Source organism: Glutamicibacter uratoxydans (assembly GCF_006539925.1).
Classification (GTDB): domain Bacteria; phylum Actinomycetota; class Actinomycetes; order Actinomycetales; family Micrococcaceae; genus Glutamicibacter; species Glutamicibacter uratoxydans.
Window position 1 is genome coordinate 48061 of record NZ_BJNY01000006.1, and the last position, 26299, is coordinate 74359.

At 63.5% G+C, this 26299-nt stretch carries 22 protein-coding genes; 15 read left to right on the forward strand and 7 right to left on the reverse strand.

Annotated elements, in window-relative coordinates:
• Nucleotides 1-134 precede the first annotated feature (134 nt).
• Complete coding sequence (locus AUR04nite_RS05925; RefSeq protein ID WP_141362946.1) at nt 135-1136, forward strand: exonuclease domain-containing protein; 1002 nt, start codon at nt 135-137, stop codon at nt 1134-1136.
• A 95-nt stretch (nt 1137-1231) separates the two neighbouring features.
• On the forward strand, nt 1232-1609 hold the full coding sequence (locus AUR04nite_RS05930) for a hypothetical protein (RefSeq protein WP_141362948.1): 378 nt from the start codon (nt 1232-1234) through the stop codon (nt 1607-1609).
• Nucleotides 1610-1692: 83 nt separating this feature from the next.
• On the opposite strand, the gene AUR04nite_RS05935 is transcribed toward AUR04nite_RS05930, so the two are convergent.
• Nucleotides 1693-2625 (reverse strand): hypothetical protein, encoded by a 933-nt coding sequence (locus AUR04nite_RS05935; protein ID WP_141362950.1) that lies wholly within the window; start codon nt 2623-2625, stop codon nt 1693-1695.
• A gap of 52 nt (nt 2626-2677) precedes the next feature.
• Between AUR04nite_RS05935 and AUR04nite_RS05940 the strand changes: the two genes are divergently transcribed.
• From AUR04nite_RS05940 to AUR04nite_RS05950, 3 genes are all read left to right on the forward strand, one after another.
• Nucleotides 2678-3844, forward strand: coding sequence for an exonuclease SbcCD subunit D (locus tag AUR04nite_RS05940; protein ID WP_141362952.1), 1167 nt, complete (start codon nt 2678-2680; stop codon nt 3842-3844).
• On the forward strand, nt 3841-6897 hold the full coding sequence (locus AUR04nite_RS05945; RefSeq protein WP_141362954.1) for an AAA family ATPase: 3057 nt from the start codon (nt 3841-3843) through the stop codon (nt 6895-6897). The genes AUR04nite_RS05940 and AUR04nite_RS05945 overlap by 4 nt, the downstream gene beginning before the upstream one ends.
• Before the next feature lie 156 nt (nt 6898-7053).
• A complete protein-coding gene (locus AUR04nite_RS05950; protein WP_246055402.1) occupies nt 7054-8283 on the forward strand; it encodes an MFS transporter in 1230 nt (409 codons plus the stop codon).
• Nucleotides 8284-8376: 93 nt separating this feature from the next.
• On the opposite strand, the gene AUR04nite_RS05955 is transcribed toward AUR04nite_RS05950, so the two are convergent.
• A complete protein-coding gene (locus AUR04nite_RS05955; RefSeq protein ID WP_141362957.1) occupies nt 8377-9084 on the reverse strand; it encodes an IclR family transcriptional regulator in 708 nt (235 codons plus the stop codon).
• Between the two features lie 279 nt (nt 9085-9363).
• On the opposite strand from AUR04nite_RS05955, the gene AUR04nite_RS05960 reads away from it, so the two are divergent.
• The gene (locus tag AUR04nite_RS05960; RefSeq protein ID WP_141362959.1) at nt 9364-10701 is read left to right on the forward strand and encodes an MFS transporter; all 1338 of its coding nucleotides are present in this window, start codon (nt 9364-9366) and stop codon (nt 10699-10701) included.
• A 69-nt stretch (nt 10702-10770) separates the two neighbouring features.
• Here AUR04nite_RS05960 and AUR04nite_RS05965 read toward each other — a convergent pair whose 3' ends face one another.
• Together AUR04nite_RS05965 and AUR04nite_RS05970 are read right to left on the reverse strand one after the other, a co-directional pair.
• A complete protein-coding gene (locus AUR04nite_RS05965; RefSeq protein WP_141362961.1) occupies nt 10771-11778 on the reverse strand; it encodes a LacI family DNA-binding transcriptional regulator in 1008 nt (335 codons plus the stop codon).
• Nucleotides 11779-11867: 89 nt separating this feature from the next.
• Nucleotides 11868-13547: a glycoside hydrolase family 13 protein gene (locus AUR04nite_RS05970; RefSeq protein WP_246055404.1), complete on the reverse strand. Its 1680-nt coding sequence runs from the start codon at nt 13545-13547 to the stop codon at nt 11868-11870.
• 266 nt (nt 13548-13813) lie between these two features.
• Between AUR04nite_RS05970 and AUR04nite_RS05975 the strand changes: the two genes are divergently transcribed.
• The 7 genes from AUR04nite_RS05975 (at nt 13814) to AUR04nite_RS06005 (ending at nt 21499) form a co-directional block, all read left to right on the forward strand.
• Nucleotides 13814-15073 carry a sugar ABC transporter substrate-binding protein gene (locus AUR04nite_RS05975; protein WP_141362965.1) on the forward strand — a complete coding sequence of 420 codons (1260 nt, stop codon included), beginning with the start codon at nt 13814-13816 and terminating at the stop codon, nt 15071-15073.
• A gap of 80 nt (nt 15074-15153) precedes the next feature.
• On the forward strand, nt 15154-16725 hold the full coding sequence (locus AUR04nite_RS05980; protein ID WP_141362967.1) for an ABC transporter permease subunit: 1572 nt from the start codon (nt 15154-15156) through the stop codon (nt 16723-16725).
• Nucleotides 16725-17612 carry a sugar ABC transporter permease gene (locus AUR04nite_RS05985; protein ID WP_141362969.1) on the forward strand — a complete coding sequence of 296 codons (888 nt, stop codon included), beginning with the start codon at nt 16725-16727 and terminating at the stop codon, nt 17610-17612. Before AUR04nite_RS05980 ends, AUR04nite_RS05985 begins: the two co-directional genes overlap by 1 nt.
• Nucleotides 17613-17646: 34 nt before the next feature.
• Entirely contained in the window at nt 17647-18636 is a 990-nt protein-coding gene (locus AUR04nite_RS05990; protein WP_141362971.1) for an HAAS signaling domain-containing protein, read from the forward strand.
• 52 nt (nt 18637-18688) lie between these two features.
• Nucleotides 18689-19426: a TetR/AcrR family transcriptional regulator C-terminal domain-containing protein gene (locus tag AUR04nite_RS05995; protein ID WP_141362973.1), complete on the forward strand. Its 738-nt coding sequence runs from the start codon at nt 18689-18691 to the stop codon at nt 19424-19426.
• Nucleotides 19427-19561: 135 nt separating this feature from the next.
• A complete protein-coding gene (locus AUR04nite_RS06000; RefSeq protein ID WP_141362975.1) occupies nt 19562-21073 on the forward strand; it encodes an MFS transporter in 1512 nt (503 codons plus the stop codon).
• 48 nt (nt 21074-21121) lie between these two features.
• Nucleotides 21122-21499, forward strand: coding sequence for an META domain-containing protein (locus AUR04nite_RS06005; protein WP_141362977.1), 378 nt, complete (start codon nt 21122-21124; stop codon nt 21497-21499).
• Nucleotides 21500-21503: 4 nt separating this feature from the next.
• On the opposite strand, the gene AUR04nite_RS06010 is transcribed toward AUR04nite_RS06005, so the two are convergent.
• Nucleotides 21504-23147: an ABC-F family ATP-binding cassette domain-containing protein gene (locus AUR04nite_RS06010; RefSeq protein WP_141362979.1), complete on the reverse strand. Its 1644-nt coding sequence runs from the start codon at nt 23145-23147 to the stop codon at nt 21504-21506.
• Nucleotides 23148-23174: 27 nt separating this feature from the next.
• Between AUR04nite_RS06010 and AUR04nite_RS06015 the strand changes: the two genes are divergently transcribed.
• Nucleotides 23175-23528, forward strand: coding sequence for a hypothetical protein (locus AUR04nite_RS06015; protein ID WP_141362981.1), 354 nt, complete (start codon nt 23175-23177; stop codon nt 23526-23528).
• On the opposite strand, the gene AUR04nite_RS06020 is transcribed toward AUR04nite_RS06015, so the two are convergent.
• Together AUR04nite_RS06020 and AUR04nite_RS06025 are read right to left on the reverse strand one after the other, a co-directional pair.
• The gene (locus tag AUR04nite_RS06020; protein WP_141362983.1) at nt 23492-24157 is read right to left on the reverse strand and encodes a phosphoribosyltransferase; all 666 of its coding nucleotides are present in this window, start codon (nt 24155-24157) and stop codon (nt 23492-23494) included. The two genes, AUR04nite_RS06015 and AUR04nite_RS06020, sit on opposite strands and share 37 nt — an antisense overlap.
• A gap of 60 nt (nt 24158-24217) precedes the next feature.
• Nucleotides 24218-24661 carry an HD domain-containing protein gene (locus AUR04nite_RS06025; RefSeq protein ID WP_141362985.1) on the reverse strand — a complete coding sequence of 148 codons (444 nt, stop codon included), beginning with the start codon at nt 24659-24661 and terminating at the stop codon, nt 24218-24220.
• 147 nt (nt 24662-24808) lie between these two features.
• Between AUR04nite_RS06025 and AUR04nite_RS06030 the strand changes: the two genes are divergently transcribed.
• A complete protein-coding gene (locus AUR04nite_RS06030) occupies nt 24809-26263 on the forward strand; it encodes an HNH endonuclease (RefSeq protein WP_141362987.1) in 1455 nt (484 codons plus the stop codon).
• Nucleotides 26264-26299 lie beyond the last annotated feature (36 nt).

A 26299-nucleotide genomic window follows, 5' to 3' on the forward strand; every position in this document is an offset into this window, starting at 1 on the left:
TCGGTTGAAGCATGTCAGGAGTCGAACATGGTGCTGATCCGGCGGCTGTCCAGCGCGCAGTCAAGCACGGGGAAGATGGCCTCAGAAGGCCAGCCTGGGGCCGATTGAAAGGCTATGGAAGTATACTTGACTGCGTGGCATTGGACTTCACTGCAGTAGATTTTGAAACGGCAAACGGATTTATCGGCTCGGCCTGCTCGGTCGGCCTGGTCAAGGTCCGCTCGGGGCGGATCGTTGAAACCGCTCAATGGCTGATGAAACCACCGGCAGGCTTCGACCACTTCGACCCGCGCAATGTCTCGATCCACCACATCACACCAGAGATGGTTGCAGCGTCTCCGCGCGTGGACGAGCTGCTCGACGACCTGATGGACTTTGTCGGGCCTGATGTCCTGGTTGCCCACAACTCGGCCTTCGACTCGGGCGTCATCCGCGCCGCCAGCGAAGCCAGCGAGCGTCCGGTCAGCGAAATCGCGCACCTGTGCACCGTGAAGCTTGCCCGCAAGGCCTACGACCTGCCCAGCTATTCGCTGCCCTTCGTCGCCGAGGAGGCAGGGCATCCGATCGAGAACCACCATGAGGCCTTGGCGGATTCAACCGCCTGCGCCTGGGCGATGATCGACATGGCCCAGCGCGCCGGCAGCACCACCGTGCTGCAGGCTGCCGACCACTACAAGGTGGGCATGGGCCTGACCCGCGCCTGGAAGCCGGGGGACGAGCTGTCCCGGGCCACCAAGGACGCCCAGGGATGGCTGGCTGCCGGGCACAAGCTGCCGGCCCAGGACGCCTTCGCCAACTGGCCACAGGAAGGGCCCAACCCCGAGCCGAATCTGCACGCCGATCCCAGCCATCCGCTCTACGGGCAGGTGCTGGTCTTCACCGGAAACCTAGGTATGCCCCGCCCGCAGGCCAAGCAGCTGGCGGCCCAGAATGGCGCGCAGACCGCCTCTCGGGTTACCCGCGCCACCACCGCGCTGGTTGTCGGCGACGGATTCATCCCGCAGGATCTGGCCACCGGCCGGCTGACCAATAAGGCCAAGCATGTGCTGCGCCTGAGGGAAAAAGGTCAGAAGGTCACGATTATTTCCGAGGGCGAGTTCCTGCAGCTTGTCGGGGGCTTCTCGCTGACCGCCTAGGCACGGATGCGGGGAAACGGCATGCTAAACCCGCTGCGTGTGAGGCGGCTGCTGTTAGGTTGGAAGTGTCTTGACCCCCACCTAAGGCACCGAGCATGATCACCTTCCTTGCCGATCCTCCTGCGGGCTTCGTTCTCGCCATGGCTGGAATCCTGTTTGTCGCCTGCCTGGCGGCATTCCTTGTCAGGTTCGCGCACCTTGCCCGTTGCGGGGTCTTCGCCGCCGCCAGCGCGGTCATCCTCACCGGCCTGGCCGTGGTAACGCTGCTCATGCCGCTTTCCTTGGACGGAACCACCTGCGGCATCGCCGCCAGCGCGCCAGGAGCCGAGACGGCCACCAGCATCTGCCAGGTCGTCCAGCAGACGGTATTCGAATCGGCCGCCTGGCTGGCGTTGGCCGGGGTTGCCGCGACGTTCCTCAGCTTCGCCCCGTCCCTGCGACACAAGCCGCAGCCTGCCCGCGCGGCGGCCTGAATTCCCACGCAAAGGGCGCCGGCTGCTTCTAGCAGACGGCGCTCTTTGCGGATCTGTTGGATATCTTGGCGGTTGGTGCTGGCCTAGACCAGCAGGGCCATCCAACGGTCGTGCAGCTCTGAAATTACGTCATCCAGCGCGGTGGCCGGGCGCTCGCCAATGGCATCCGAGCCGTGCAGCGCCGCCAGCAGCGCCACCGCGTAGGCGTCGGCTTCCGGATCGCGGAGGATTTCCTCATCGGCGCTGTGCACCTCGACGGCTTCCACATCGGATTCCGGCTGCTCTTCGGCGGCTTCAAAGTAGCTTTTGTAGGCGTCGGCGGGGGATTGGCCGATCGAGGCGCTGATGCGCGCGACGATGTCCTGCAGGGCCGCGGCGGCTTCGCCTTCCAGCGGTTCGAGCAGCGCGGGCCAGCTAGCGGCCGCCTCTTCGCCTTCTTCCATGGCCGAACGCACGATCTTCGCCGCGGCAATGCACACGGCGGCGGCCTGGGCGTCATGGGTGAGGAACGCTGCCGAGCGGGCCAGGGATTCGGTGGTGCTCACCGGAACGCGGCCCAGCAGCGCCGCAATGGCCGCGCGCGGCAGCACGCCGGTGGAGTCGGCCCCGGCGCCGGTAGGCCGGCCGGCCTGGCCCATTTCATTGCTGTTCAGCCCGTTGAGGTTGTTCTCGTCGCCCGGGTGGATTTCCTCGAAGATCTCCACGTGGGCTAGTTCCTCGTCGATCCAGCGGTTCAGCGGTTCCGGTGCTCCGTCGGGGAACGCTCCGGTCAGCTTGCGGTAGCTGCGCAGGGCGGCCAGCCACATGCAGGCGGCTTCGTCGCTGGCCACGCCGTCGTTGGCCCATTCCAGGGCTTCGAGCAGGCCGTCGGCAAGGTAGAGCGGGAGGATTTCGGTGGCCCCGGGATCAATGTCGTCGCGGGCGTGGGTTGCGCCGTCGGCTAGGCCGAGCAGAATGGCGAACACCTTGTCTGAGTAGTTCTCTGGCAGGAGTGCAATTTCACCGGTTTCATTCACATCCAACAGTCTAATGTCCTTTGTGTCCGTGTGATTGCATAAGGTGGAAAATATGCGATTGCTACACACCTCCGATTGGCATCTGGGGCGCACATTCCACGGTGCGTCGCTGCTGGAGTCCCAGCGCACGGTCCTTGCCGAAATGATCCAGATCACCCGGGAGCAGAAGATCGACGCCGTGCTAATTTCCGGCGACATCTACGACCGCGCGCTGCCGCATGTGGATGCTGTGCGGCTGTGCAACTGGGCGCTTCGCGAGCTGGCAGCCACCGGGGCGAAGATCATCTTGACCAGCGGCAACCACGATTCGGCCTCCCGGCTGAACTTCGGCGCTGATCTGCTGGACGCCGCCGGCGTCCACATCTACGCAGACCTTCAGCGGATGCTCACCCCGGTGCTGCTCGACGCAGCAGACCACCAGGTGGCAGTCTATGGCGTTCCCTATCTGGAACCCCGCATGGTCATGGACCAGCTGGGCGTTGAGAAAGCCACCCATGAATCGGTCGTGGCGGCGGCCATTGAACGCATCAACGAGGATCTTGCGCGCCGGCGTGCAGAGGGCAATTCGGTGGTCTCGATTTCCATGGCTCACCTCTTTGCCGCCGGTGGCGTCGGCAGCGACTCCGAACGCGAATTGAGCACCGGCAACCTGGACGTGGTGCCGGTGGAGCTTTTTGAGCACTTCGACTACACGGCACTGGGCCACCTGCATGGGCGGCAGAAGGTGCGTGAGCATGTGCGCTACTCTGGCTCGCCGCTGGCCTATTCTTTCTCCGAAGCCAAGCAGATCAAGGGCGTCTGGATTATCAATACCACCGCCGATGGGCTCGGCGAGGTTGAAGAGGTGCTGCTTTCGGTGCCCAAGCCACTGGCCACCCTGCGCGGGGAGCTGGAAACGCTGCTGGCGGACCCCGAGCTTGAATACGCGGTGGACGCCTGGTGCCAGATTACGCTGACCGACAAGGAACGCCCGGCCGACGCCATGAACCGGCTGCGCGAGCGCTTCCCGGACACCGTGGTGTTGAACTTCGACCCGCAGGGCGTGGAGGCCAAGGATCAGCCGAGCAGCTACGCTCAGCGCCTTGCCAAGTCCTCCAGCACCGAAGACCTGGTGGATGGCTTCATCGAGCATGTTCGTGAACGCGCCGCCGATGAGGAAGAAAAAGAGCTGGTCCGTTCGGTCATCACCGCCACTCGTGAAGCAAAGGCAAGCCTGTGAGAATACACCAGCTGCAGATCCAGGCCTTCGGCCCCTTTGCGGCCGCCGAGGTCATCAACTTCGACGAGCTGGCCGAGGGCGGGCTCTTCCTGCTCGACGGCCCGACGGGTGCCGGCAAGTCAAGCATCCTCGATGCCATCTGCTATGCCCTCTACGGCTCGCTGCCGGGCAACCGCACCGGCAGCCGGCAGATCCGCTCTGACCATGCAGCCGCCGGCGTCGAGCCGCAGGTCATCTGCGAGTTGACCATCGGCGACCGCCGCTTCGAAGTCACCCGCTCGCCTGCCTGGATGCGTCCCTCCAAGCGCGGGAAGAACAAGACCACCGAGCAGAAGGCGGCCAGCCACCTTCGCGAATGGGTGGGTGGGGCGTGGGAGCAGCTATCCACCCGCAATGACGAGGTGGGCCAGATCCTCGGCGGTCTGCTGGGCCTGGACCGGGACCAGTTCACCAAGGTGGTGATGCTGCCGCAGGGCGGCTTCGCAGACTTCTTGCGCGCCAAGGCCAAGGACCGCGAAGACCTGCTGGCCAATCTCTTCGACACCAGCGACTATGCCGCCATTGAGGAAGAATTCGCCGCCAGGTTGAACCTGGAGCGCAAAAACACCGAAGCGCTGGAAGCAGAGCTCACGGCCAGTGAAAATGTGATCCGCCATGACGCCACTGCCTTTTTGACCCAGCACGAGCAGGCCGAGGCAGACGAACAAGTCCAGGCCGCGGCAGCGGGGCTGAGCATTGAGGAAGAATTCTCCAATTACGCGCAGCGGATCCAGAGCTGTACTCAGCACTACTCAGGAGCCGCCGAAAGCGCCAGGACCTCGTTGAAATCCGCCCAGCAGCTGGTTCGCGACCTGGAAGAGCGGGTTCGCGTTTTTGCCCTGCTGGCGCAGCTGAAAGCCAAAGTGGAGGACCACGAGCTGCAGCATCCAGCCGCTGTGGACGCCGCGGCCAAGGTGGAAAAAGATGCCAAGGCTGCCTCGGTGCGAGCCTATTTGGAAGCATCGACTGCGGCGGCCGAGCTGCGCGACTCCACCGCGCAGGCTCTGGCCTCCGTTCAAGCCAGGCTCAAGGCCGAGCAGGATTACGACCTTGCCGATTCAGCCGAGTCGTTTACGCAGGTCTCTGCACTGGTCAAGGAGCAGGAAGCCGAACTGACTATAGCCAAGGCCGCATTGCGCGAGGAGGCTGGCCGCGAACAGCTGGCCAAGGAACTGGAAGCGGCCAAGAAACTGCAGCAGGCCACAACCACGCAGGAAAGCAAGGCGCGTGAAAACCTTGAGGCGCTGCGCGGTGAACGCGAAGAACTCGAGGCACAGGACACCGACCAGCAGGCGGCCGATGCGGCGGTGCAGGAGGCGAAAACCGCACAGCAAGCCATCGAAGCCCAGCTTGAACAGGCCAAGCTGCGCGACAAGCTTGAAGGCACCATAGCCAAGGCGGAGCAGGCAGTTGCCGCGCAGTCGCTGAAAGTTGTCGACGCCGAGAAGGCGCTGCTGGAACTTCGCCGCACGCAGCTGGAACAGAGTGCGCTGCGCTTGGCCGCCGCCCTGGAAGATGGAACACCTTGCATGGTCTGCGGGGCCACCGAACACCCGGACCCGGCCCGCGCCGACGCCCAGGCGAAGCTGATCGACGATGAACAGGTTGAACAGCTCAGCGCCGCAGTGGACAAGGAACGCGCAGTGCTGACCACGCTGGGCAACCAGCGCGAGGCGGTTGCCACCAGGCTGGAAGCCGCCAGCGAGGCAGCCGCCGGCGGTAGCGTCGAGGACTTGCAAGCCAAACTGGCGCAGTGCACAGATCAGCTCAAGGCCGCCAGTGAACACGGCGCCGCGGTCGCTACGCTGAATAAGAAGATCGAAGCTCTGCGCAGCCGGATTGAGAAGGACAGCGCCGCGCATTCGCAGCTGCTCGTCGACCTGGCCGCCGCGGAGAGCACGGTGAAGAACCAGCAGGCCAAGCTGGAAGAACTGGACCACAAACTGCAGACCGTGCGTGCCGAGCACGAAAGCCTTGAGCAGAAGGTTGCAGTTCTCCAAGAACGCGCCGCCGCGTTCACCCGCGGGTACAACGCACTGGGCCGCTGCCGGGAGGCTCGAAAAGCCGCCGAAGCCGCCAGCCAGCGCTGGGAGGACGAGCGCGGCGCCGCTGGTTTTGCCGACACCCAGGCCTATCAGGCGGCGGTGCTGGTGGAGGCTGATCGCCAGGCGCTGCGTGCACTGATTCAACAGGACACCGAACGGGCCAGTTCGATTGCAACCCTGCGCGCTTCCGCCGACTACCAGCGCGGTGTGCAGTTGATCGCGCAAGGAGCCTCCGCCCCGGGAGAGGAAGAAATTGAGCAGGCTGCTTCCGCGCTCACCGCTGCAGATCTAGCCTTCGAAGCGGCACGCAAGGTGCAGGTGCAGGCGCAGTCCCAGCTGCAACGCCACCACGATGCGGTGCAGCTTCTGCACACCCAGCGCGAAGCAGCAGGTCCGAAGATCGAGGCCTACCGCCGGCTGCGCGCCCTGGCCGAGGTAATCCGAGGCGGCGGCGAGAACCTGTACAAGATGACGCTGAGTACCTATGTGCTCGCCGCCCGCCTGGAGGAGGTGGCGGTGGCGGCCACCGAAAGGCTCAAGGTCATGTCGGGGGAGCGGTACTCCCTGCACCACGACGACTCCAAGCAGGGCAACTCCAAGTCCGGCATGGGCCTGACCGTGCTTGACTCCTGGACCGGAAAGCACCGCGAAACCCAGACCCTCTCCGGCGGTGAGACCTTCATGGCCTCCCTGGCCCTGGCTCTCGGGCTGGCCGATGTGATCTCCCACCATTCGGGAGCCGTGGACATGCAGACGCTGTTTGTGGACGAGGGCTTCGGCTCGCTGGATGCCGAGACCCTCGAACAGGTGATGGCCGCCTTGGAGAATTTGCGCGCCGGCGGGCGCACCATCGGGCTGGTGTCCCATGTTGCGGAGATGAAGCAGCGCATCACCAACCGCGTCAGCGTGGTGAAGACCCAGTATGGCTCGCGCATCGAGCGTGAGGTTAAGCAACTAGCCGCACTATGACTGGACACTGCCATTGGCACTAGCTATCTTGAAACTAGTGCCATTCGGCATGTATGGGCAATTTGTGCGTCGAGGGGTGTGGGACGGCGCACGCTTCGTGTTGGAGATTTGTTGACTCAACATACCTTGCACCGTGACGATGCAAAGGAACCCGCCGTGAAATCCGGTTACTCGGCGCTGCTGCCCATGGTCGGCGCACCATTCATCCCCCTGACATTCCTTGCCCGGCTGCCGCTGGCCATGCTGACCATCGGGTCGATGACCCTGGTGATCGCCAGCACCGGATCCTATGCACTGGGTGGCCTGGCCGCCGCCATGGTGGGCATCGGCTCGGCAGTGGGCGGCCCAAGCATCGGCTACATCGCCGACCGAATTGGCCAGCGCCCGGTGCTCATCACTGCCGCGGTGCTGCACACCCTGCTGCTCGTTGCGCTGAGCATCTTCGGCAACTCCGGACCCGACCTCTCCGCAGGCCTGCTGATCGGCCTGTGCCTGGCCGCCGGAGCCACCGGGCCGCAGGTCGGTCCCATGTCCCGCGTGCGCTGGATTGCGATCTCCCGCCAGCGCAAGCAGGAGCCGAAGACCCTTTCCGCCGCGTTGAGCCTGGAATCGATGCTCGATGAGCTCGGCTTCGTCTTCGGCCCGGTGGCCGTCGGCCTGCTCGCCTCCCTGCTGGCGCCGGTGCTGCCGCTGTATATTGCAGCGGTCCTGACCATCATCCTGGTGCCGCTGTTCGCCCTGCACCCCACCGGTAACGCGGTCACACCGAGCGCGGCCGCGCAGCACGGGGCCAAGGCGGCCATCGGCAAGGGGCAGGTCGCGGCGATCGGCGCCCTGGTGCTGAGCATGATTGCCCTGGGCACGGTCTTTGGCTCCACCGCCGCCGGAACCCTGGCCTTTGCCGGTGCCCAAGGCGACTCGAATCAGGGCGGCCTGCTCTATGGCGCCATGGGGCTTTCCAGCGCGATCGCCGCAGTGTCCGTGGCTGCCTGGCCCCAGGGATTCACCCAGATCAGCCGCTGGATCACCTGCGGCGCGGTGCTGACGGTGCTCAGCTTCGGCATGCACCTGGCCGACACCACTGTGTGGATGCTGGCGGCATTGTTCATCGCCGGCTTCGGCGTGGGCCCGGTCATCGTGACGGTGATGACCCTTGGCGGGGAAGTGGCTCCGCCGCAGCGGCTGTCTACCGTGATGACGATGCTCTCGGCCGGAATCGTGGTCGGCACCGCCATCGGCAATGGGCTGGCCGGCCTGCTGGCCGAATCGATGGGCTACCTGGGGGCGTTTTGGGTTGCCACCGGCGCCTCGGCAGTCATCCTGGTCTCCGCCGTGCTGATGAAGCTGGTCGTCGCGCGATCCGCCTCCCTGCGCAGGGTGCGCTAGACCGGAGCCGCCGCAGAAAGCCAAGAAGCAGCGAGCCGCCGAGACCACAGGGTCTCGGCGGCTCGCTGCCGTTGTCCGTCATTAGGGCGGTGTCTAGGCTCCGGAACGTTCTTCCAGCGCCTCGGTGATGTTCAGCGCCGCTTCCTTCAGCGCCCGGACGATGCCCTCGCGTTCGGGCTGCAGCGAGGTGGGATAGAGCACGGCCAGCGTGGCAGGGGCGCACTGCTGGCTGATGATCGGCACGGCGATGCAGCTGGCCCCGGGGCTCACCTCGTCCTGGGTGCAGGCATACCCGTCGATGCGCGCTTCCCTGGCCTGGGAGCGGTATTCGATGCCGGTTTCCTTGGCCTTCCACTGTTCCTTGGTGAACAAGGACTGGATGGCGATGCTGTTTGCGCCCAGATCCATGGAATGGACCGAGCCGGCCCGGTGCTCCATGATCTTGCAGTCCTGCCGGGGCTGGGCCGACTGCAGGGTGGTGCAGACATCGTGCTCCCAGACGGCGAGGAACGCCGTCATCGACAGCTGGTTTGCCAGTGCGGCGATTTCGGGTGCGGCGGCATTCTGCAGGTCTCGCTGGACGGAGCGGGCAAGCACGCTCAGGCCGGCCGCTGGGCGGATGTGCCCCGCCTCGTCGCGGCTGAGCAGCCGGTGTTGTTCTAGGGTGCGGATGATGCGGTAGGCGATTGAACGGTGGACTTCCAGCTGTGCGGCGACATCGGCGATGGAGAGGGCCGATGGAGCTGCCGCGACGATTTCAAGTACCTGGACTCCGCGTGAAAGGGTTTGCGACGTTGGCATGATTTAGATCTTCTGGCGCGGGGCGGACCAGGGGAGCAGCCCGGGCGCCGGGTGGTTTCAGTGAATAAAGAAACCTGGTCCTCGTAGTTCACTATTAGAACAGATCGCAGGACACTTCGGCGAATAATTTGCTGACTAGCGTCTTTGCGTGCTTGATCATGGGTTGATGCTGAAGTGTTACATCGCTGGTATTGTGATGCGACTCACTTATCGCCTAGTATGATCTTGTCTAACCGTCCGAACGGTCGGTAACTAAACTCGCATCAAGGGGACACCTCAATGTCTAATACCGTTTCCCGGACCCAGGAAGAGCGGCGCGTTCTCGCCGGCACCCTGGTGGGAACCACTATTGAGTGGTACGACTTCTTCATCTTCGCGCAGCTCACCGCGACCCTGTTGACGCCGCTGTTCTTGGCGCCGTTGGGAGAATCAAACCCGGGCTTGGCCCAGATCCTGTCCTTCGCTATGATCGGCATCTCCTTCTTCTTCCGCCCGCTGGGTGCAATCATCGCCGGCCACCTGGGCGACCGCTATGGACGCAAAAAGATCCTGGTGCTCACCCTGATCCTGATGGGTGCTGCTACCGCACTGATCGGCGTGCTGCCGACCTATGCGACCGCGGGCATCCTGGCTCCAATCCTGCTGGTGCTGCTGCGCGTCATCCAGGGCTTCTCTGCCGGCGGCGAATGGGGCGGCGCGGCATTGATGGCAGTGGAGCACGCTCCGGACCACCGCCGCGGCTACTTCGGCGCCTACCCGCAGATCGGCGTGCCCATCGGCATGATCCTGGCCACCGGACTGCTCTACATCCTGCGCGTGGCAATGACCCCAGAGCAGTTCACCGCCTGGGGCTGGCGCATTCCATTCCTGCTCTCCGTGGCGCTGATCCTGGTCGGCTACATGATCCGCCGTGCCGTGGAGGAATCCCCGATCTTCAAGCAGATGGCAGAACGCAAGGCTTCGGAGCACACGCCGCTGAAGGAACTGATGCGCAGCAACTTCAAGCAGGTTGTCCAGGCCGCGCTGATCTTTATCTCCAACAATGCCGCTGGCTACCTGGTGATTGCGTTCTTCATCTCCTACACCACCAAGGTGCTGAACATGCCAGTGGCGCCGGTGCTGCTGGCCACCACCATCGGCTCCTTCGGCTGGCTGATCTTCACGCTGGTCGGTGGCTGGCTCTCGGACAAGATCGGCCGCCGCGCCACCTTCGTCTGGGGCTACGCACTGGTGTTCATCTGGATGATCCCGATGTTCATGCTCGTGGACACCGGCAACATCTACCTCTACACCCTGGGCATCTTCGTGCTGACCATCGGTTTGGGCCTGTCCTACGGCCCGCAGTCGGCCATGTACGCCGAGATGTTCCCGGCCCACATCCGCTACTCGGGCATCTCCATTGGCTACGCCATCGGCGCGATCCTGGGCGGCGCTTTCGCGGCCACCGTGGCGCAGATCCTGCTGCAGGCCACCGGCGCATCGATCTCGATCGCCATCTACATCATGGTGCTGACCATCATCTCCGTTGCGGCGGTGCTGTGGGTCGGCGAAACCCGCGGCCGCAGCCTGCATCTGGAAGAGGTCGAGGGTGAATCGTCGAAGGTTGACCACGCCTAGGCTGAACCCCTGCTGAACCTCATGGCCGGATAAGACACAGTAATCGTCGTCTTATCCGGCCATGATTAGTTAAAGCGGCGGGCGGGTCGTTGAGCCTCGCACGATCAGCCGATGCTCCACCTGGTGGGCCATGGCGGGTTCCTGTCCGCGGATGGCCCGCATCAGCATGCCCACCGCCATCTCGCCCTGTTCGTGAGGCAGCTGCTGGATGGTTGTCAGCGAGAACAAGGCGGCAAGCTCGTGGTCATCCACGCCAACCACCGACAGGTCCTGCGGCACGCTCAGGCCCAGGTCCCGAGCTGCCAAGATCGCGCCGATAGCCATCTCGTCGCTGACCGCAAAAACCGCGGTGGGCCTGGTCGCCGGATTGCCCAGCAGCTGCTTGGCCACCTCATAGCCCTGGGCCATGGTGAAATCGGCCCCCACGATCAGTGCGGGATCCACCTCGATTCCAGCCTGTGCCAGGGCGCGCTCATAGCCGATGCGGCGGTGCGAGGGCACCTGGAAATCGACATCGGTCTCCAGCGAGCCGCCGATAAACCCGATCCGCGAATGCCCCAGCGAAATCAAGTGCTCGGTGGCCAAGGCAGACACCGCCTCGTCGTCCACATGCAGGGTGGGGACCTTGGGCAGCGGCCCGCCGACTCCGACCAACGGCTTGTTCAGTGCATGCAGGGCCACCAGCTCGTCCTCGGAAAGCTCCACATTGATGGCGATGACGGCGTCCACGCGCTGGCGCTGCAGGAAATCGGAGAAGACCCTGTCGCGCTGCTTCGGATCCTTGCTCAGCTGGTACAGGGTAGTGTCATACCCTTCGCGCATCAGCGCGGTGCAGATCCCCTCCAGCACGCTGGCATAGAACCAGTGGTTGATCACCGGAACCAGCACGCCGATATTGCGGGTCCGGCCCGAGGCGAGGCCCGAGGCGCTGGAGGAAACGACATAGCCCAGCTCGGCGGCGGCCTGCTGCACGGCGGCCAGCGCCGATGCCGACACATTGCCCCGGCCCGACAGGGCGCGGGACACCGTCGCTACCGAAACGCCGGCGGCTTCGGCGACGTCTTTGATTCCGGCCACGATGATCCTTTCACGTAATGCGCGGCCCCCGTGCCAGACAATGGCTGCTCAGGGCCCACGCTCCAGATTACCCGGTGGGCACAGTGCTTCTACTTGGTAAACCAGATGGTCGACTCGGCCGCGACCTGCCCCGCAGCATCCTGCACGGCGCTTGATGCCAGCTGCACCGATCCGCGCAGGCGCTCAGGCAGGGGCTGGGCTTCGGGGGAGAAGTTGGCGACCATGATGACCGAGGAGTTGCTGAACATCAGCACCTGCTCACTTTCCGACTCCAGCCAGGCCAAGGCGCCTGCGCCCAAAGCATGCTCCCGGCGCAGCGCGAGCAGCGCGGTGTACAGGTTCAGGGTGGAGCCGGGATCCTGTTGCTGTGCATCGCGGGCATAGCCAGCCCAATATTCCGGCTGGGGCAGCCAGGATGCGCCGGTGGAGGAGAAGCCTGCGGCGGGGCTGTCAGCTTCCCAGGGGATCGGCACGCGGCAGCCGTCGCGTCCATAGCGCTCGCCGTTCGTGCGGAACCACGTGGGATCCTGACGTGCCTCATCGGGCAGCTCCGCCACTTCTGGCAGGCCCAGCTCTTCCCCCTGGTAGATGTACGCGCCCCCGGGCAGGGCGAGCATCAGTGCGCTGGCCGCCCGGGCCCGGCGCAGGCCGACCGCGGGATCCGGAAGGTTCGGCGTCTTGGGTCCGATGCCTTCGCCCTGCGGATTCTCGTCGGTCAACGCCAAGCGCGTAGCATGCCGCACCACGTCGTGGTTCGACAGCACCCAGGTGCTCGGAGCCCCTACCGCAGCGAACTCCCGCAGCGACTCGTCGATGGTGTACCGGATCTGCGCCGCGTCGAATCCGCAGGACAGGTACGGGAAGTTGAATGCCTGGTGCATTTCATCGGAGCGCACCCACTTGGCCATCAGAGACAGGGGATTAACCCAGGCCTCGGCGCAGAGCACGCGCTCGCCGTCGTACTCGTCGAGCACGGTGCGCCAGTCGCGGTAGATCTCGTGGACTCCGTCCTGGCCCCACCAGGGTGCGAGCTCTTCGGTTCCGCCCATGGAAGCGGCCGTTGGATCTGGCGTGAAGTCGGGAAGCCCCTCGGCCTTGATCAGGCCGTGGGCCACGTCGACGCGGAATCCATCGGTGCCGCGGTCCAGCCAGAAGCGCAGCACATCGCGGAACATGGCTCGGACATCCTCGTTGTGCCAGTTGAAATCCGGCTGCGAGGAATCAAAAATATGCAGGTACATCTGGCCCGGCGTGCCGTCGGGGTTGGTGGTTTGGGTCCACATCGGCCCGCCGAAGACCGAGTCCCAGTTGTTGGGGTAGCCGGATTCGGGGGCGTCCCGGAAGATGAAGCGGTCGCGTTCGGGCGATCCCGGGTCGGATGCCAGAGCTTCTTGGAACCATGGATGCTTATCGGAGCAGTGGTTCGGCACGAGGTCGACGATGACGCGCAGCCCAAGCTCATGGGCTCGGGCAACGAGCCGGTCGTAGTCCTCCAAGGTGCCGAACAGTGGGTCTACGTCGCAGTAGTCCGATACGTCGTATCCGGCGTCCTTCTGGGGCGAGGCGAAGAAGGGGGAGAGCCAGATGGCATCGACGCCCAAGGCGGCCAGAGAGTCCAAACGCTGGGTCATGCCCGGCAGATCGCCCATTCCATCGCCGTTTGAATCTGCAAACGAGCGTGGATAAATCTGGTAGATCACCGACGAGCGCCACCACTCGTCGCCGTTGGACGTGGGGGAAGAGTCGGCGGAGGAACGCATTTGAGTCATGACGGTAACCATAAAGGAAAAATCACCACATGTAAACGCTTTCACTTTTATTGAAGGTAGCTCTTGAGGCGAACGTGGGCGTGAAGCGAGGTTCCGGGTTTTCAAACTGATTTTATGGATCTTCTTGTCAATCTTCATGATCTATGCCACTCTGGAAACGCTTACAATTAAGTTGTGGATTACAGCTCGAATGATCCCGACCCAAGGGCTGCAGCATGATGTATCCCGGCGGTCCTCTGGACAAAGTTGTCATGAAAGGACATCCCATGAAGGTGAAGAAGCGTTCCCTGCTCTGGGGCACAGCTATGACCGCCGTCGCGGCACTGTCATTGACTGCCTGCGGAACCGGCGGCGGCACCGCCCCCGAAACCTCGCCCGCCACCGAGCAGTCCTCGCCAGCCGCTGACGCCGGTTCGCTGACGGTGTGGGTTGATGCCAACCGTGAACCTGTGCTCAAGGAAGCGGCCGCTGACTTCAAAAAGCAGTCGGGTGTTGACGTCAAGCTTGTCATCAAGGACTTCTCTAAGATCCAAGAGGACTTCCTTAAGCAGGTGCCCACCGGCAAGGGGCCTGACATCACCATTGGAGCCCACGACTGGCTGGGCAACCTGGTGAACAACGGCGTCGTCCAGCCGGTGGAATTGGGGGACAAGGCAGCAGGCTTCCAAGACGTGGCAATCAACGCCATGAGCTACGAAGGCAAGACCTATGGCGTGCCCTATGCCACCGAAAACCTGGCGCTGCTGCGCAACAAAAAGCTCGCCGACAAGGCACCTGCCACCTTTGACGAGATGATCGCCCAGGGGGAGAAGGCCGGTACCGAATTCCCATTCCTGGTCCAGGTCTCTGAGGTCGGCGACCCATTCCACCTCTACCCGTTCCAGACGTCATTCGGCGCACCGGTCTTCGGCACCGATGACAAGGGAGCCTACAACCCGAAGGATCTGCAGATCGGCAACGAAGGCGGCCAGGAGTTCGCCAAGTGGCTGGCCGAGCAGGGCAAGGCAGGCACGTTGAAGACCTCGGTCGATGCTGACATCGCCAAGGAAAAGTTCGTTTCCGGAGACTCGCCATTCCTGCTCACCGGCCCATGGAACGTCGATGCGGTGAAGAAGGCCAAGATCGACTTGGCCATCGACCCGATCCCCAGCGCAGGCGGCAAGGACGCCCAGCCGTTCGTAGCGGTCCAAGGCTTCTTCGTCTCATCCAAGACAGAGAACCTGCTGGCGGCTACCGAGTTCTTGACCAACTACATTGGCACCGCCGAGGTGCAGACCAAGCTCTATGAAGTGGGCAACCGGCCGCCGGCCAACAAGCAGGCATTCGAAGCCGCCAAGGCCGACGAAGCCATCGCCGCCTTCGGCGCGGTAGGGGAGAACGGCGTGCCCATGCCGAATATCCCGGAAATGGCAGCCGTCTGGGAATTCTGGGGTGTCGCCGAGGCTGAAATCATCAACGGCAAGGCCGACCCGGTCAAGCGCTGGAAGCAGATGACCGCCGATATCCAGAAGGCGATTTCCAAGTAGTCTCTGCCCTCATCCACCCATCGGGGCAGCGCACCGCACCTGGCCGCTGCCCCGATTCACTACCCGGGAATACCTGAACGATGTCACTGACCCAAGAGCGCAAGCCGCCGCAACTGTCGCCGGCCGCCCGCCGTTTCGCCCACGCCTCCTCCACCTCGCTGGGAGCCATGCTGGCCAAGATCATCATGATCGCCATCGTGGATGCCACAGCACTTTTTGCGCTGTTCACCGCCATCGGCCGTGAAGCCTGGGCCATTGCAGGGGTCATTGCGGCGATCACCGCCGCGATCAACCTGGTGTACTTCAAGCGCGGCTGGCTGCCTGCCAAATACCTGCTGCCGGGCACCATCTTCCTGCTGATCTTCCAGGTCTTCGTCATCGGCTATACCGGGTACATCGCCTTCACCAACTACGGCTCGGGCCACAACTCGACCAAGGAGGACGCGGTGATGGCGCTGCTGCAGTCGAACCAGGAGCGCGTCCCGGATTCTCCGGCCTACCCGGTGACAGTCCTTGAACGCGATGGGCAGCTCTCGCTGCTGGTCACCAGGGACGGGACCAAGATGATCGGCGACAGCGATGATGCGCTGGCCCCCGCCAGCGATGCCGATCTTGCCGGCTACACCCAGCTGCAGTTCGCCGACCTGCTGGGGCGCCAGCAGGAAGTGACTTCGCTGCGGGTGCCGATCAGCCAGGACCCGGCGCAGGGTTCGCTGCGCACCTCGGACGGGCGCACCGCCTACCAATATGTCTCCAACCTCGTGTACGACCAGGCCGCAGACACCATGACCGACTCGAAAACCGGCGTGGTCTACTCGGATACCGGGGTCGGGGCATTCACCGCCGGCGACGGGACGCAGCTGATGCCCGGCTGGTCCATCAACGTGGGATTCGAGAACTTCACCCGGGCCTTCACCGACTCGTCCATCCGCTCTGCCCTGGCCTCGGTCACCGTGTGGACCTTCGCCTTCGCCTTCCTGTCAGTGGCGACGACCTTCTTCCTGGGCCTGTTCCTGGCGATCGTGTTCAACGACATGCGGATGAAGGGCAAGAAGTTCTACCGCGTCATCTCGATTCTTCCCTATGCCTTCCCGGCATTCCTCGGCGGCCTGGTGTGGGCAGGCATGCTCAACCGCGACTTCGGCTTCATCAACCAGGTCATCTTCGGCGGGGCGCAGATCCCGTGGCTCACCGATCCGTGGCTGGCCAAGTTCTCGGTGCTTTGGGTCAACTTGTGGCTGGGCTTTCCCTATATGTTCCTGGTCTGCACCGGTGCGCTGCAGTCGATCCCCGATGAGCTGGCCGAAGCGGCAAAGATCGACGGGGCCAAACCCTTCCAGATCTTCCGCCTGATCAAGCTGCCGCTGCTGCTGGTCTCCGTGGCTCCGCTGTTGATCAGCTCCTTCGCCTTCAACTTCAACAACTTCAACGTGATCTACATGCTGACCGAGGGCGGCCCGCGGCTTGAAAATGCGGGGCTGAATGTGGGATCTACCGACATCCTGATCTCCATGGTCTACAAGGTCGCCTTCGTCGGATCGCAGCGCGACTACGGGTTGGCCAGCGCGTTTTCGATCATCATCTTCGTACTGGTCGCCTTGATCGCTGTCATCAGCTTCAAGCAGACCAAGGCCCTGGAGGAGCTGAACTAATGAGCACCTACACCCCGGTTCCCACAAAGCGCCGCAGCCTGCGCAAATGGTTCGCCGCCACCGGCTGGCGGCACCTGATCGGCATCGCCCTGTGCATCTACGCCGCCTTCCCGCTGCTCTATGTGCTCTCGGCCTCGCTGAACCCCGACGGCACCCTGCTGTCCTCCAACGGGCTGTTCTCCCGCATCGGCGTGCAGAGCTACCAGGACCTGTTCGCCAATCCCCAACGGCCCTTCGCCGCCTGGTTCGGCAACACCCTGTTCATCGGGCTGACCACCGCCGCGGCCTCGGTCTTCATGGGTGCCTTGGCGGCCTACAGCTTCTCCCGGATGCGCTTCACCGGCCGGCGCTTTGGGCTGGTCAGCCTGCTGGTCGTGCAGATCTTCCCGCAGCTGCTGGCAGTGGTGGCGATCTTCATCCTGCTCTCTAGCGTGGGCGACGTCTTCCCGGCGCTGGGCATCGACAACCAGATCGCGCTGATCATGGTGTACCTGGGCGGGGCGCTGGGCGTGAACACCTACCTGATGTACGGCTTCTTCAACACGATCCCGGTGGAGATCGACGAGGCGGCGAAGATCGACGGCGCCGGACACGCGCGGATCTTCTTCACCATCGTGCTGCGCCTGGTCGCACCGATCCTCGCGGTGGTGGGGCTGCTGTCATTCATCTCCAGCACCTCCGACTTTGTGATCGCTTCCGTGGTGCTGGTCTCGCCGGAAAACCAGACGCTGGCCGTGGGCCTGTATTCCTATGTCTCCGAGGAGTTCACCTCCAACTGGTCGGTGTTCGCCGCCGGCGCGGTGCTCGCCGCGCTGCCGGTGATGGCGCTGTTCCTCTTCCTGCAGAAGTACATCGTCGGCGGACTGACCGCCGGCGCCGGAAAGTAGGACCCTGCAGGCAGGGGCAACTAAGCTGAAAGGCATGAAGTCCTTTCTGCCCCGAGCCGCCCGGAACTATCTTGAGCAGCTGCGCCGCGAGCTGAGCTTCCTCACCGAGGAAGAGCGCGCCGCGGTCCTTGAACAGACCCGGGCGCAGATCCTGAACCTTCCCGGCAAGGGCCGGCGCAAGGCAGATCTGCTGCGGCTGATGGGAGAGCCGCAGGCGGTGGCGGCGGGATTCAGCCGCACCGAACCGCAGGAGCTGAAGGTCAGCAGCGGCCGGCAGTTCCTCACCCGCATCCTGGCCTGGCCGATCTTCGCCCTGTCGCTGCTCACCGCGGCCATGATCATTTTCAGCCCCGGGTCCATGACGCTGCTGCCTGAACGCCCCATCGGCTTGGCCGAGGGTTCTTGGCTGGGCTCGGCCTCCGAGCTTGAGCAGGTCATTGGCTCCTACATCCTGCTGATTGCCATGATCCCCGTGGTCTTCAGCCTGCTCCCGCTGGTGCTGCGCGGCGCGGCCGGGTTCATCGCCGCATTGCTCGGCGCCCTGGCCACCAGCGCTGCGGCCGTTCTGGGGTTCAATTCGCTGGGCGCGTTCCTGATCCCGCTGGCGGTGCTGCTCTGGGCCCAGGTCTTCACCCCGCTGCTGATGATGCGCGGTTCCATGGCCCGCCCGGGGCCCGGCTGGCTGGTCGCCGCCGCGCTGGGGCTGCTCGCCTCGGTGGCGGCGGCCACCTGGCAGGGACTGCAGGGATTTGCCGGCGAACCATGGCTGGTCCTTGCGCCGGCCTGCGTGCTCGGGATCTTGGCGCTGCTGCTGCCGATGAGGTGGCGTTGGGCGAACATCGCGCTGATCGCCGCCGGGCTGCTGGTCATGGCGGCCGGCTGCGCCGCCTCGCTGCCAAGCATGTACCAGGCGCCGCTGGTGTGGCCGTGGCTGGCAGGGGCCATGTCCTTTGCCGTCGGGCATCTCGCCTTGGCGGCGGGCATGTGGCATGAGCGGGCGCGTAACCTTCTGGCGCTGCTCTAAACACTTTGCGCCTGATCTGGCTTAAGTGCAGGTGCGCGGATATGCTCCTGCCATGAGTGAACAACCGGCTGTTGGGGAGCCTGGCGAGGAGAATCCGCCGGTAAAGCGGGGGCGCGGCCGGCCGCGCAAGGATTCGGCCTTCGCGCCGCTGAGCAGGGAGCGCATTGCCGCGGCCGCCTTGGAGATCGCCGGGGCCGAAGGCTACGCGGCGCTGACCATGCACCGGCTGGCGGCCGCCGTGGATGCCACGCCCAGGGCCTTGTACAACTACGTGGCCGACCGGCGCGAGGTCGTGAACATGGTCATCGAGCTGTTCGTCGCCCAGAGCCCGTTCATCGAATTGGACCCGCAGCATTGGGAGCGATCGCTGCGCGAGATCTACCACGAGTCGCGCAAGGCCTACCGGGCCTACCCGCTGGCTTCATTGGTACCAGTGGAAGACTCGGTCCAGGTGGACAGCGGACCGCGGCGCACCGAGCTGATGGAACGCCTGCTGGACTTCTACACCAAGGTCGGCTTGAGCCTGCAGCAGGCGCTGGCGCTGACCCGCTCGCTGGAGCGCGAGGTCTTCGGGTTCGTGCTGCAGGTGGACTACTACTTCGACCGCAATCCGGCGATCGGCCGCACCTACGTCTCCCGGGCGGTGCCCGAGCAGTGGCTGGACCGCTACCCGCAGATCCAGGCTCCGCTTTCGCGCCAAGCGCTGACGCTGCCCGAACAGAACAGCGACGAGCTCTTCGAGGAGCTGATCGAGCTGCGCATCCTTGCAGTGCGCGGGATGCTCGCCTGAGCAATGCCCAAGGGCTGATACCCGCGATAGCCGGGTGCGGGAATATCCCGCGGGCGGCGGTTGCTGTACCAGGTGGGGCTTGCTGCGCCGTTGGCAGCCGGGCTCTCCCACGTCACCGCCGTTCTAAGGTCGTCCATGTCAACGAAGCCGCAGTCATCGAAGAACTTCCCGCCGCCGGCCTCCGCGTCTGCCGCGGCGGCTGGAGACCCGGAACAACTCTCCGGCGCCGCCCGCAACAAGCTGCTGGGCGTGCTGCTGGCGGTGATGTTCATGTCGCTGGTTTCGGTGAGCATCGTGAACGTGGTGCTGCCATCCATCCAGTCCTCGCTGAATGCCAGCGAAGCAGACATGCAGTGGGTACTGGCAGGCTATGCGCTGACCTTCGGCGTGGTGCTGGTGGCGGCCGGGCGCGCAGGGGACCTGCTGGGCCGCGGCATGATGTTCATCGCCGGCGTGGTGATCTTCACCGGCGCCTCGGTACTGGCGGGTCTTGCCAGCGACCCGATGCAGCTGAACATCGCGCGCTTTGTCATGGGCATTGGCTCCGGCCTGCTCAACCCCCAGGTCATGGGCCTGATCCAGCAGCACTTCCGCGGCGCCGCCCGCGGTCGGGCTTATGGGTTCTTGGGCACCATCGTCGGCTTCTCCGTGGCGATCGGCCCGGTCATGGGCGGCCTGCTCATCGACTGGCTGGGAGCCGACGCCGGATGGCGCGCCACCTTCCTGGTCAACGTGCCCATCGGCCTGATTGCGGTGCTCATCGCCTTCTTCTGGCTGCCCAAGCCGCTGTTCACCATGCCGGCCGGCAAACTGGACCTGGACCCGGTGGGCACGATCCTGCTGGCAGTGGGCATTTTCGCCTTCCTCTTCCCCTTTGTGCAGGGGCGCGAAAACCCGCTGCTGTGGTCGCTGCTGGCGGTGGCGCTGGCGTGCCTGGTCCTGTGGGTTGTGTGGGAAAAGCGCTATAAGCAGCGCGGCGGGGCGCCCATGGTGGAGCTGGCGCTGTTCAAGATTCCCAGCTTCACCAACGGCACGCTGATTGCCGGCATGTACTTCATGGGCGTGTCCAGCGTCTGGGTGCTGGTGGCGATCTACGTGCAGCAGGCCCGTGGATTCAGCGCCCTGGAGGCCGGACTGGTCGCCCTGCCGGCGGCCCTGTTCTCTGCGCTCTCGGCCCACATTGCCGGCAAGTTCGTGATGACCGCCGGGCGCCGGCTGGTCATCGGCGGCACGCTCAGCGCGCTGTTCGGCCTGCTGGGAACCATCGCCGTGGTGGAGCTCGAAGCCCGCGGCATGATGAGCATCTGGTGGCTGCTGCTCTCGCTGTCATTCATCGGCATGGCCCAGGGCTTCATCATCTCGCCGAACCAGGCACTGACCCTGATGGAAGTTCCGGTGCAGAATTCGGGCAGCGCCGGAGGGCTGATGCAGACCTCGCAGCGCGTGGGCACGGCGGTCGGCATCGCAGTGATCACCGCGGTCTTCTACGGGATGAACCATCTTGCCGGCTACGCCACGGCGATGACGCTGTCCTTCGTCGCGATCATCCTGCTGGTGCTGGTCACCCTGTGGATCGCGGTGGTGGATTGGCGCCACGGCCACGGCAGCGAACTGCAGGCCCACCCGTCCGCTCCCGCCGCCGAATAACCGCGAAAAGCACTGGTCGCAAGCCAAGCGCTGGCCTAGGCTTGAGCCATGAAACGACTTTTTGCACTCCTTGCGGCATCGTCGCTGGTGCTGGCCCTGGCCGCCTGCGGTTCGCAGGACCGGCCGGCTGAAACCGCCGCGGCGGATCCGGGCGGCGCCTGGGGCAGCCACGAGGCAGGCAAGCCCTGGCTGAACCTCGGGGCCGACGGCGCGCTGACCGGAAATGACGGCTGCAATTCCCTGAGCGGCACGTGGACCAAGACCAAGGACGGGGCCGACTTCGGCGCCATCGCGAGCACCAAGATGTACTGCGAGGGCGTGGACTCGTGGCTGGGCAGCGCGGCGACGGCAACGCTCCAGCAGGACACGCTCACCGTCAAGGATGCCAAGGACCAGGTCATCGGCACCCTGCAGCGCTCCAAATAGCCGGCTAGGAATACTGCACGCGCACCGTGCCGGCGTTGACCTCCCACCGGGCATCCAGCCTGACGTTCTCCAGCATCCTCCGGTCGTGCGTGACCAACAGCAGCGCGCCCTCATAGGATTCGAGCGCCTGCTCCAGCTGTTCGATGGCCGGCAGGTCCAGATGGTTGGTCGGCTCGTCGAGCACCAGCAGGTTCACGCCGCGCGCCTGCAGCAGGGCCATGGAGGCGCGGGTGCGTTCGCCGGGGGACAGGTCCTTGACCAGCGAGGCGGTTTGCGCGGCCTTCAGGCCGAATTTGGCAAGCAGCGTGCGGGCCTCGGAGGAGGAATACTCGGGCACCGCCGCTTCGAAGGCGGAGCCCAAATCGAGCTCGGCGGACAGCTGGCTGCGGGCCTGGTCGATCTGCCCGATGGCTACCGAGGTTCCCAGCGTGCTGCTGCCCGAATCGGGCTGCAGCTGGCCGAGCAGCAGGTCGAGCAGGGTCGACTTTCCGGCGCCGTTGGGCCCGACAATGCCGATGCGGTCCCCTGCATTGACCTGCACGGACACCGGGCCGAAGGTGAAGCTGCCCAGGTTCAGCACCGCTTCGTTCAGCGTGCACATCACCGATGAGCCGCGCGGGGCGGCGGCGATGGAGAACTGCAGTACCCATTCCTTGCGCGGCTCGGCCACCTCTTCCAGCCGGGCGATGCGCGATTCCATCTGGCGCACCTTGGCCGCCTGCTTGGTCGCCGATTCGCTGTTGGCGCGGCGCTTGAGCTTGTCGCTGTCCGGAGCCTTGCGCATAGCATTGCGCACGCCCTGGGAGGACCATTCGCGCTGGGTCCGGGCCCGGGCTTCGAGATCTGCCTTCTGCCCCTTGAACTGCTCATAGGCCTCGCGGGCATGGGTGCGGTTGACCTCGCGTTCCTGCAGGTAGGAATCGTAGCCGCCTTCATAGACTGCCACCTGATTCTGCGCCAGATCCAGCTCGATGATGCCTGTGGTGCAGCGGGCCAGGAATTCGCGGTCGTGCGACACCAGAATCACCGGGGAGCGCAGCGAAGCGACGAACTTCTCCAGGCGCTGCAGGCCGTCCAGGTCCAGATCGTTGGTCGGCTCGTCGAGCAGCACCACGTCGAACCGGGAGAGCAGCAGGCTCGCCAGGGCGACGCGGGCGACCTGTCCACCGGACAGCGCAGTCATCAAGGTATCCTCGGGCAGGGTGAACCCGAGGTCGGCTAGGGTCGCGGGGATCCGTTCATCCAAGTCCATAGCACCCGATGCCATCCAATGGTCAAAGGCGGTCGCATAGGCGTCCTCTGCTTCGGAAGTGCCTGTACCCAGGGATTCGGCAGTAGCTTCCATGGCGGCGGTGGCAGCGGCGCAGCCGGTGCGCCGGGCGATGTAGCCGGCAATGGTTTCACCGGCGATGCGCTCGTGCTCCTGCGGCATCCAGCCGATGAACGCCGAGGCCGGCGCCGTCGACACGCCGCCGCCCTGGGGCGTATCTGCGCCGGCCAGCAGCCGCAGCAAGGTGCTCTTGCCTGCCCCATTGGCGCCGACCACCCCGTAGACATCCCCGGGGGCGGCGGTGAAGTTCAGATTGGCGAAGAGTGTACGGTGGGTATGTCCGCCAGTCAGATCCTTGGCGACAAGCGTTGCAGTCATAGGTTCAAGTTTAGGGGGAGAGCGGCCATGACCTACGAGAGGGTATCCGCTGTGCTCTTCTTCGTGCTCATTATCGCCCCGGTGCTCGTGTCAGTGGGCGCCGGACTTGGAGTGCATCGCCGGGGCCGCCGCGAGGCATTGAAGATCTATCTGGGAACCGGGGCCTTCTTGGCCCTGGTCTATGCGTTCCTGGCGCCGCTCGTGGCCAACTGGCTGGTTCCGCCGCCCTATGACCCCGCATTTGCCGGTGGCCGAGGACTGGATCTTCGGGGTGTCGGACTTGTCATCGCGGGCTGGCTGGGCGGAGCAGCAGGACTTGTGGCCACCGTGGTGAGCTTTACCGTCTACTGGCTGCGAAGTTCCAAAGCACGCACCACCTGATCGCGGTGCACCTGGGAGAAGTCTTCGTAGTAGGCGCCGACGTAGTTGAAATTCTGCGGCTGGCGCAGGATGAACGCCTGGTCGCACCACCCAAGCAGCACTGTGCTCATCTGCTCGGGTCCGACTGGCAGGGCGACAATGATCTGGTGAGGATGCTGTTCGCGCACCACCTGCAAGGCGGCGAACATACTGGCGCCAGTGGCGATCCCGTCGTCGCAGATGATGACGTTCTTTCCCTCTAGCGCGGGATTGTAGTCAGCAAAGAACTTCGCTTGAGCACTGAGATCGGCGGTGGCACCGAGCCGCTGGCTCTCCAGCTCGTCCTCGCCGAAGTAGCAGATGGCGCGACGCCTGATTTCTTGGTTGAAGTAGCTGGCCTGTTCATGTTGATAGCTGGCGATAGCGCCGAAGGCCAGCTCGGGGTTACTGGGCACACCGAGCTTTTTGACCGCAACGACGCCAAGTTCGGCACCCAGGCTTTGAGCAACCGGAGCCGCAACTGGGACGCCTCCGCGAAGAAGTCCCAATACGGTATAGTCCGCAGCCGGCAGCGACAAGGCGAGATTCATGCCCAGTACGGAACCTGCGTGCGTGCGGTTTGAATACTTTGTGTGATCTTCAGCCTTCATATCCCAAGTCTTGCCCAACGTTGTGCAAAGTCAAGGGATGACTAGCTCATACGCAGATTTCTAGACCAGGCCCAGCAAGCGGCGGGTCTTTGCATACTTCGCGGCAAGTCGTTCTCGGGTTGCATCATCGAGCAGCGCAGTGCGGGCAGGATCTGTGTTGTCTGCCAGATCCGCTTCCTTGACCAACAGTGCCAGAGGATTCGAGCGTATGCCTTGGCAATATTCCTCCATGCTCTGTCCGGGAATTTTGCTGAGGAGCTCTACCGCGGACACCACCTCGTTGCTGATGCCCTTTTTGAGTAGATCAAGCGCGGTAATAGAAGTATCTTCAATGACGTCGTGCAGCCAAGCGGTTGCCACTGCTTGTTCGCTTCCGCCCAGCCGATTCGCGTGACCCGCCACTCGTGCAGGGTGGCCGATATAAGCGGCACCAAGCTTGTCCACCTGGCCGTCATGGGCCTCGGTTGCAATGGATTTTGCCAGTTCTACTTCTGGTGTTGGCACAGTTCCTCCCGGTGATTGATCTAATTCTCATGCTAGGCCACCTCGCCGACGCAAAGCCGCAGGTTTCTAATCTTAAATTCGAAAGTATTTTCGAACAGATTTGCACAATGACTGTATGACTCGTACGGAAAGGCGTAAAATAGGAGTATGTCCGAACAGCGTGGAGAAGACAATGCTTCACTCGAAGAACTTCGCAAGGCGTCTCAGTTCTTCGACGGACTACCTGGCGCCAATGAACAGCTGGCTCACCACCTCGCGGTTGCGTTGACTGAAGGCAGCGACCAGCTTGCCGTTTCATTATTGGAATTCTCCCGGCGCTTCCAGAGCTTCTATCTTTCCCTCATTGCTCGGGCCGTACACAGGCTTTATGTACTTCACGCGGATGCCAATGGGAAGTTGCGCGTAGACGTGAAGCGTGGGGATGCCCACGCAATCTGCATGGCCCTTCGCATCTCTCCTTACTCGGCAATGAACTTCTACGAAAATCTCGCATACTTGGTTGCCGAAATGCCCTACACCTTGCATCGGCTGGAAGACGGAGATCTAACTGGCGACCAGCTGTTCGCTCTGCTTTCGCCCTTGCATGCGGGAAATGCTGAGGACCGGACGGCCTTCGACACGATTTACAAGAACAACCCAGCCATTTTCGATGCAGCCAGCGTCAACGAATGCAAAGACATCACTGCAAAGTTTATGATGACCCGCCACGACGTAGACATGAGCGAAGAACTGACAAAGCAGCGTGCACGCAGGGATGTTCGATTCCGGAAGACGAAATCAGGAATGAGCATTAATGCCCAAGTTCCAGCTGAGGCTGGAGTGTCCGTCAAGGCTGCATTGGAAGAGATGGTGAACAAGGCCAAGAAAAATGGTGATGAACGATCTGGTAGCCAGCTGCGTGCTGACTTTTTGATCGAAGCTTTCACCAGCACAGGAAATGGTTCTTATTTGCCCGAAACGCTTCATGTCGGTCTAGTGATGACAGATGAAAGTCTCATCATGGGCAAACCGGGTACTTCCTACATGCCTGGCTATGGGGATATACCTGCCGAGTATGCAAAAAACTTGATCATGGAATACGAGCAACTGCATGAGCAGCAAGGCTCGGTCACAGATGAACAGAACGCCGTATTTGCGGCGCGTTCAGAAGCGATCATTAAGTTGCGACGCCTGTATTTAGGCCCCAATAAGCAGGATTTGGTGGGTATGGACTCGCGGGAACGCTTGTTCACCGGCGGATTGAGGAATTTGATCAAGCTGAGGGACCGCTATTGCCGGACTCCGTATTGCAACAATCTTGCTCAGGAAGCTGATCATGTGCAGCAGGCAGCAAAGGGCGGCGCAACGGATGCCGCGAACAGTGCGATGCGGTGTAAGCAATGCAATCTGGCCAAAGAAGCACCAGGTTGGGACGAAGAGGTTGAGTCCTCCGGTCCTCACAGTATCCAAGTGCGCCCATATCCCGGGGTGAAGTACGGGTCGACGTCGCCTCCAATTCGAGGGGCGTGGTTGGAGTCTAGGGAACAGTACGAATTGATGGAGCTGCAGTTCCCTGTAGCGAGGGAAGGTCGGTTGCTGCCAATTAATGATGGGCGGCTCTGACTCTTCACATGGGTGCTGGTTCGGTGGAGGTTATCT

Bases quoted from the DNA above. Each gene is read 5' to 3' on its own strand.
- AUR04nite_RS05970 (WP_246055404.1), bottom strand. From the start codon at position 13,547: ATGACTCAAATGCGTTCCTCCGCCGACTCTTCCCCCACGTCCAACGGC.
- AUR04nite_RS05975 (WP_141362965.1), top strand. From the start codon at position 13,814: ATGAAGGTGAAGAAGCGTTCCCTGCTCTGGGGCACAGCTATGACCGCC.
- AUR04nite_RS06020 (WP_141362983.1), bottom strand. From the start codon at position 24,157: ATGAAGGCTGAAGATCACACAAAGTATTCAAACCGCACGCACGCAGGT.
- AUR04nite_RS05960 (WP_141362959.1), top strand. From the start codon at position 9,364: ATGTCTAATACCGTTTCCCGGACCCAGGAAGAGCGGCGCGTTCTCGCC.
- AUR04nite_RS05995 (WP_141362973.1), top strand. From the start codon at position 18,689: ATGAGTGAACAACCGGCTGTTGGGGAGCCTGGCGAGGAGAATCCGCCG.
- AUR04nite_RS06005 (WP_141362977.1), top strand. From the start codon at position 21,122: ATGAAACGACTTTTTGCACTCCTTGCGGCATCGTCGCTGGTGCTGGCC.
- AUR04nite_RS06015 (WP_141362981.1), top strand. From the start codon at position 23,175: ATGACCTACGAGAGGGTATCCGCTGTGCTCTTCTTCGTGCTCATTATC.
- AUR04nite_RS06010 (WP_141362979.1), bottom strand. From the start codon at position 23,147: ATGACTGCAACGCTTGTCGCCAAGGATCTGACTGGCGGACATACCCAC.
- AUR04nite_RS05990 (WP_141362971.1), top strand. From the start codon at position 17,647: ATGAAGTCCTTTCTGCCCCGAGCCGCCCGGAACTATCTTGAGCAGCTG.
- AUR04nite_RS05980 (WP_141362967.1), top strand. From the start codon at position 15,154: ATGTCACTGACCCAAGAGCGCAAGCCGCCGCAACTGTCGCCGGCCGCC.
- AUR04nite_RS05985 (WP_141362969.1), top strand. From the start codon at position 16,725: ATGAGCACCTACACCCCGGTTCCCACAAAGCGCCGCAGCCTGCGCAAA.
- AUR04nite_RS05930 (WP_141362948.1), top strand. From the start codon at position 1,232: ATGATCACCTTCCTTGCCGATCCTCCTGCGGGCTTCGTTCTCGCCATG.
- AUR04nite_RS05940 (WP_141362952.1), top strand. From the start codon at position 2,678: ATGCGATTGCTACACACCTCCGATTGGCATCTGGGGCGCACATTCCAC.
- AUR04nite_RS05955 (WP_141362957.1), bottom strand. From the start codon at position 9,084: ATGCCAACGTCGCAAACCCTTTCACGCGGAGTCCAGGTACTTGAAATC.
- AUR04nite_RS06000 (WP_141362975.1), top strand. From the start codon at position 19,562: ATGTCAACGAAGCCGCAGTCATCGAAGAACTTCCCGCCGCCGGCCTCC.
- AUR04nite_RS06030 (WP_141362987.1), top strand. From the start codon at position 24,809: ATGTCCGAACAGCGTGGAGAAGACAATGCTTCACTCGAAGAACTTCGC.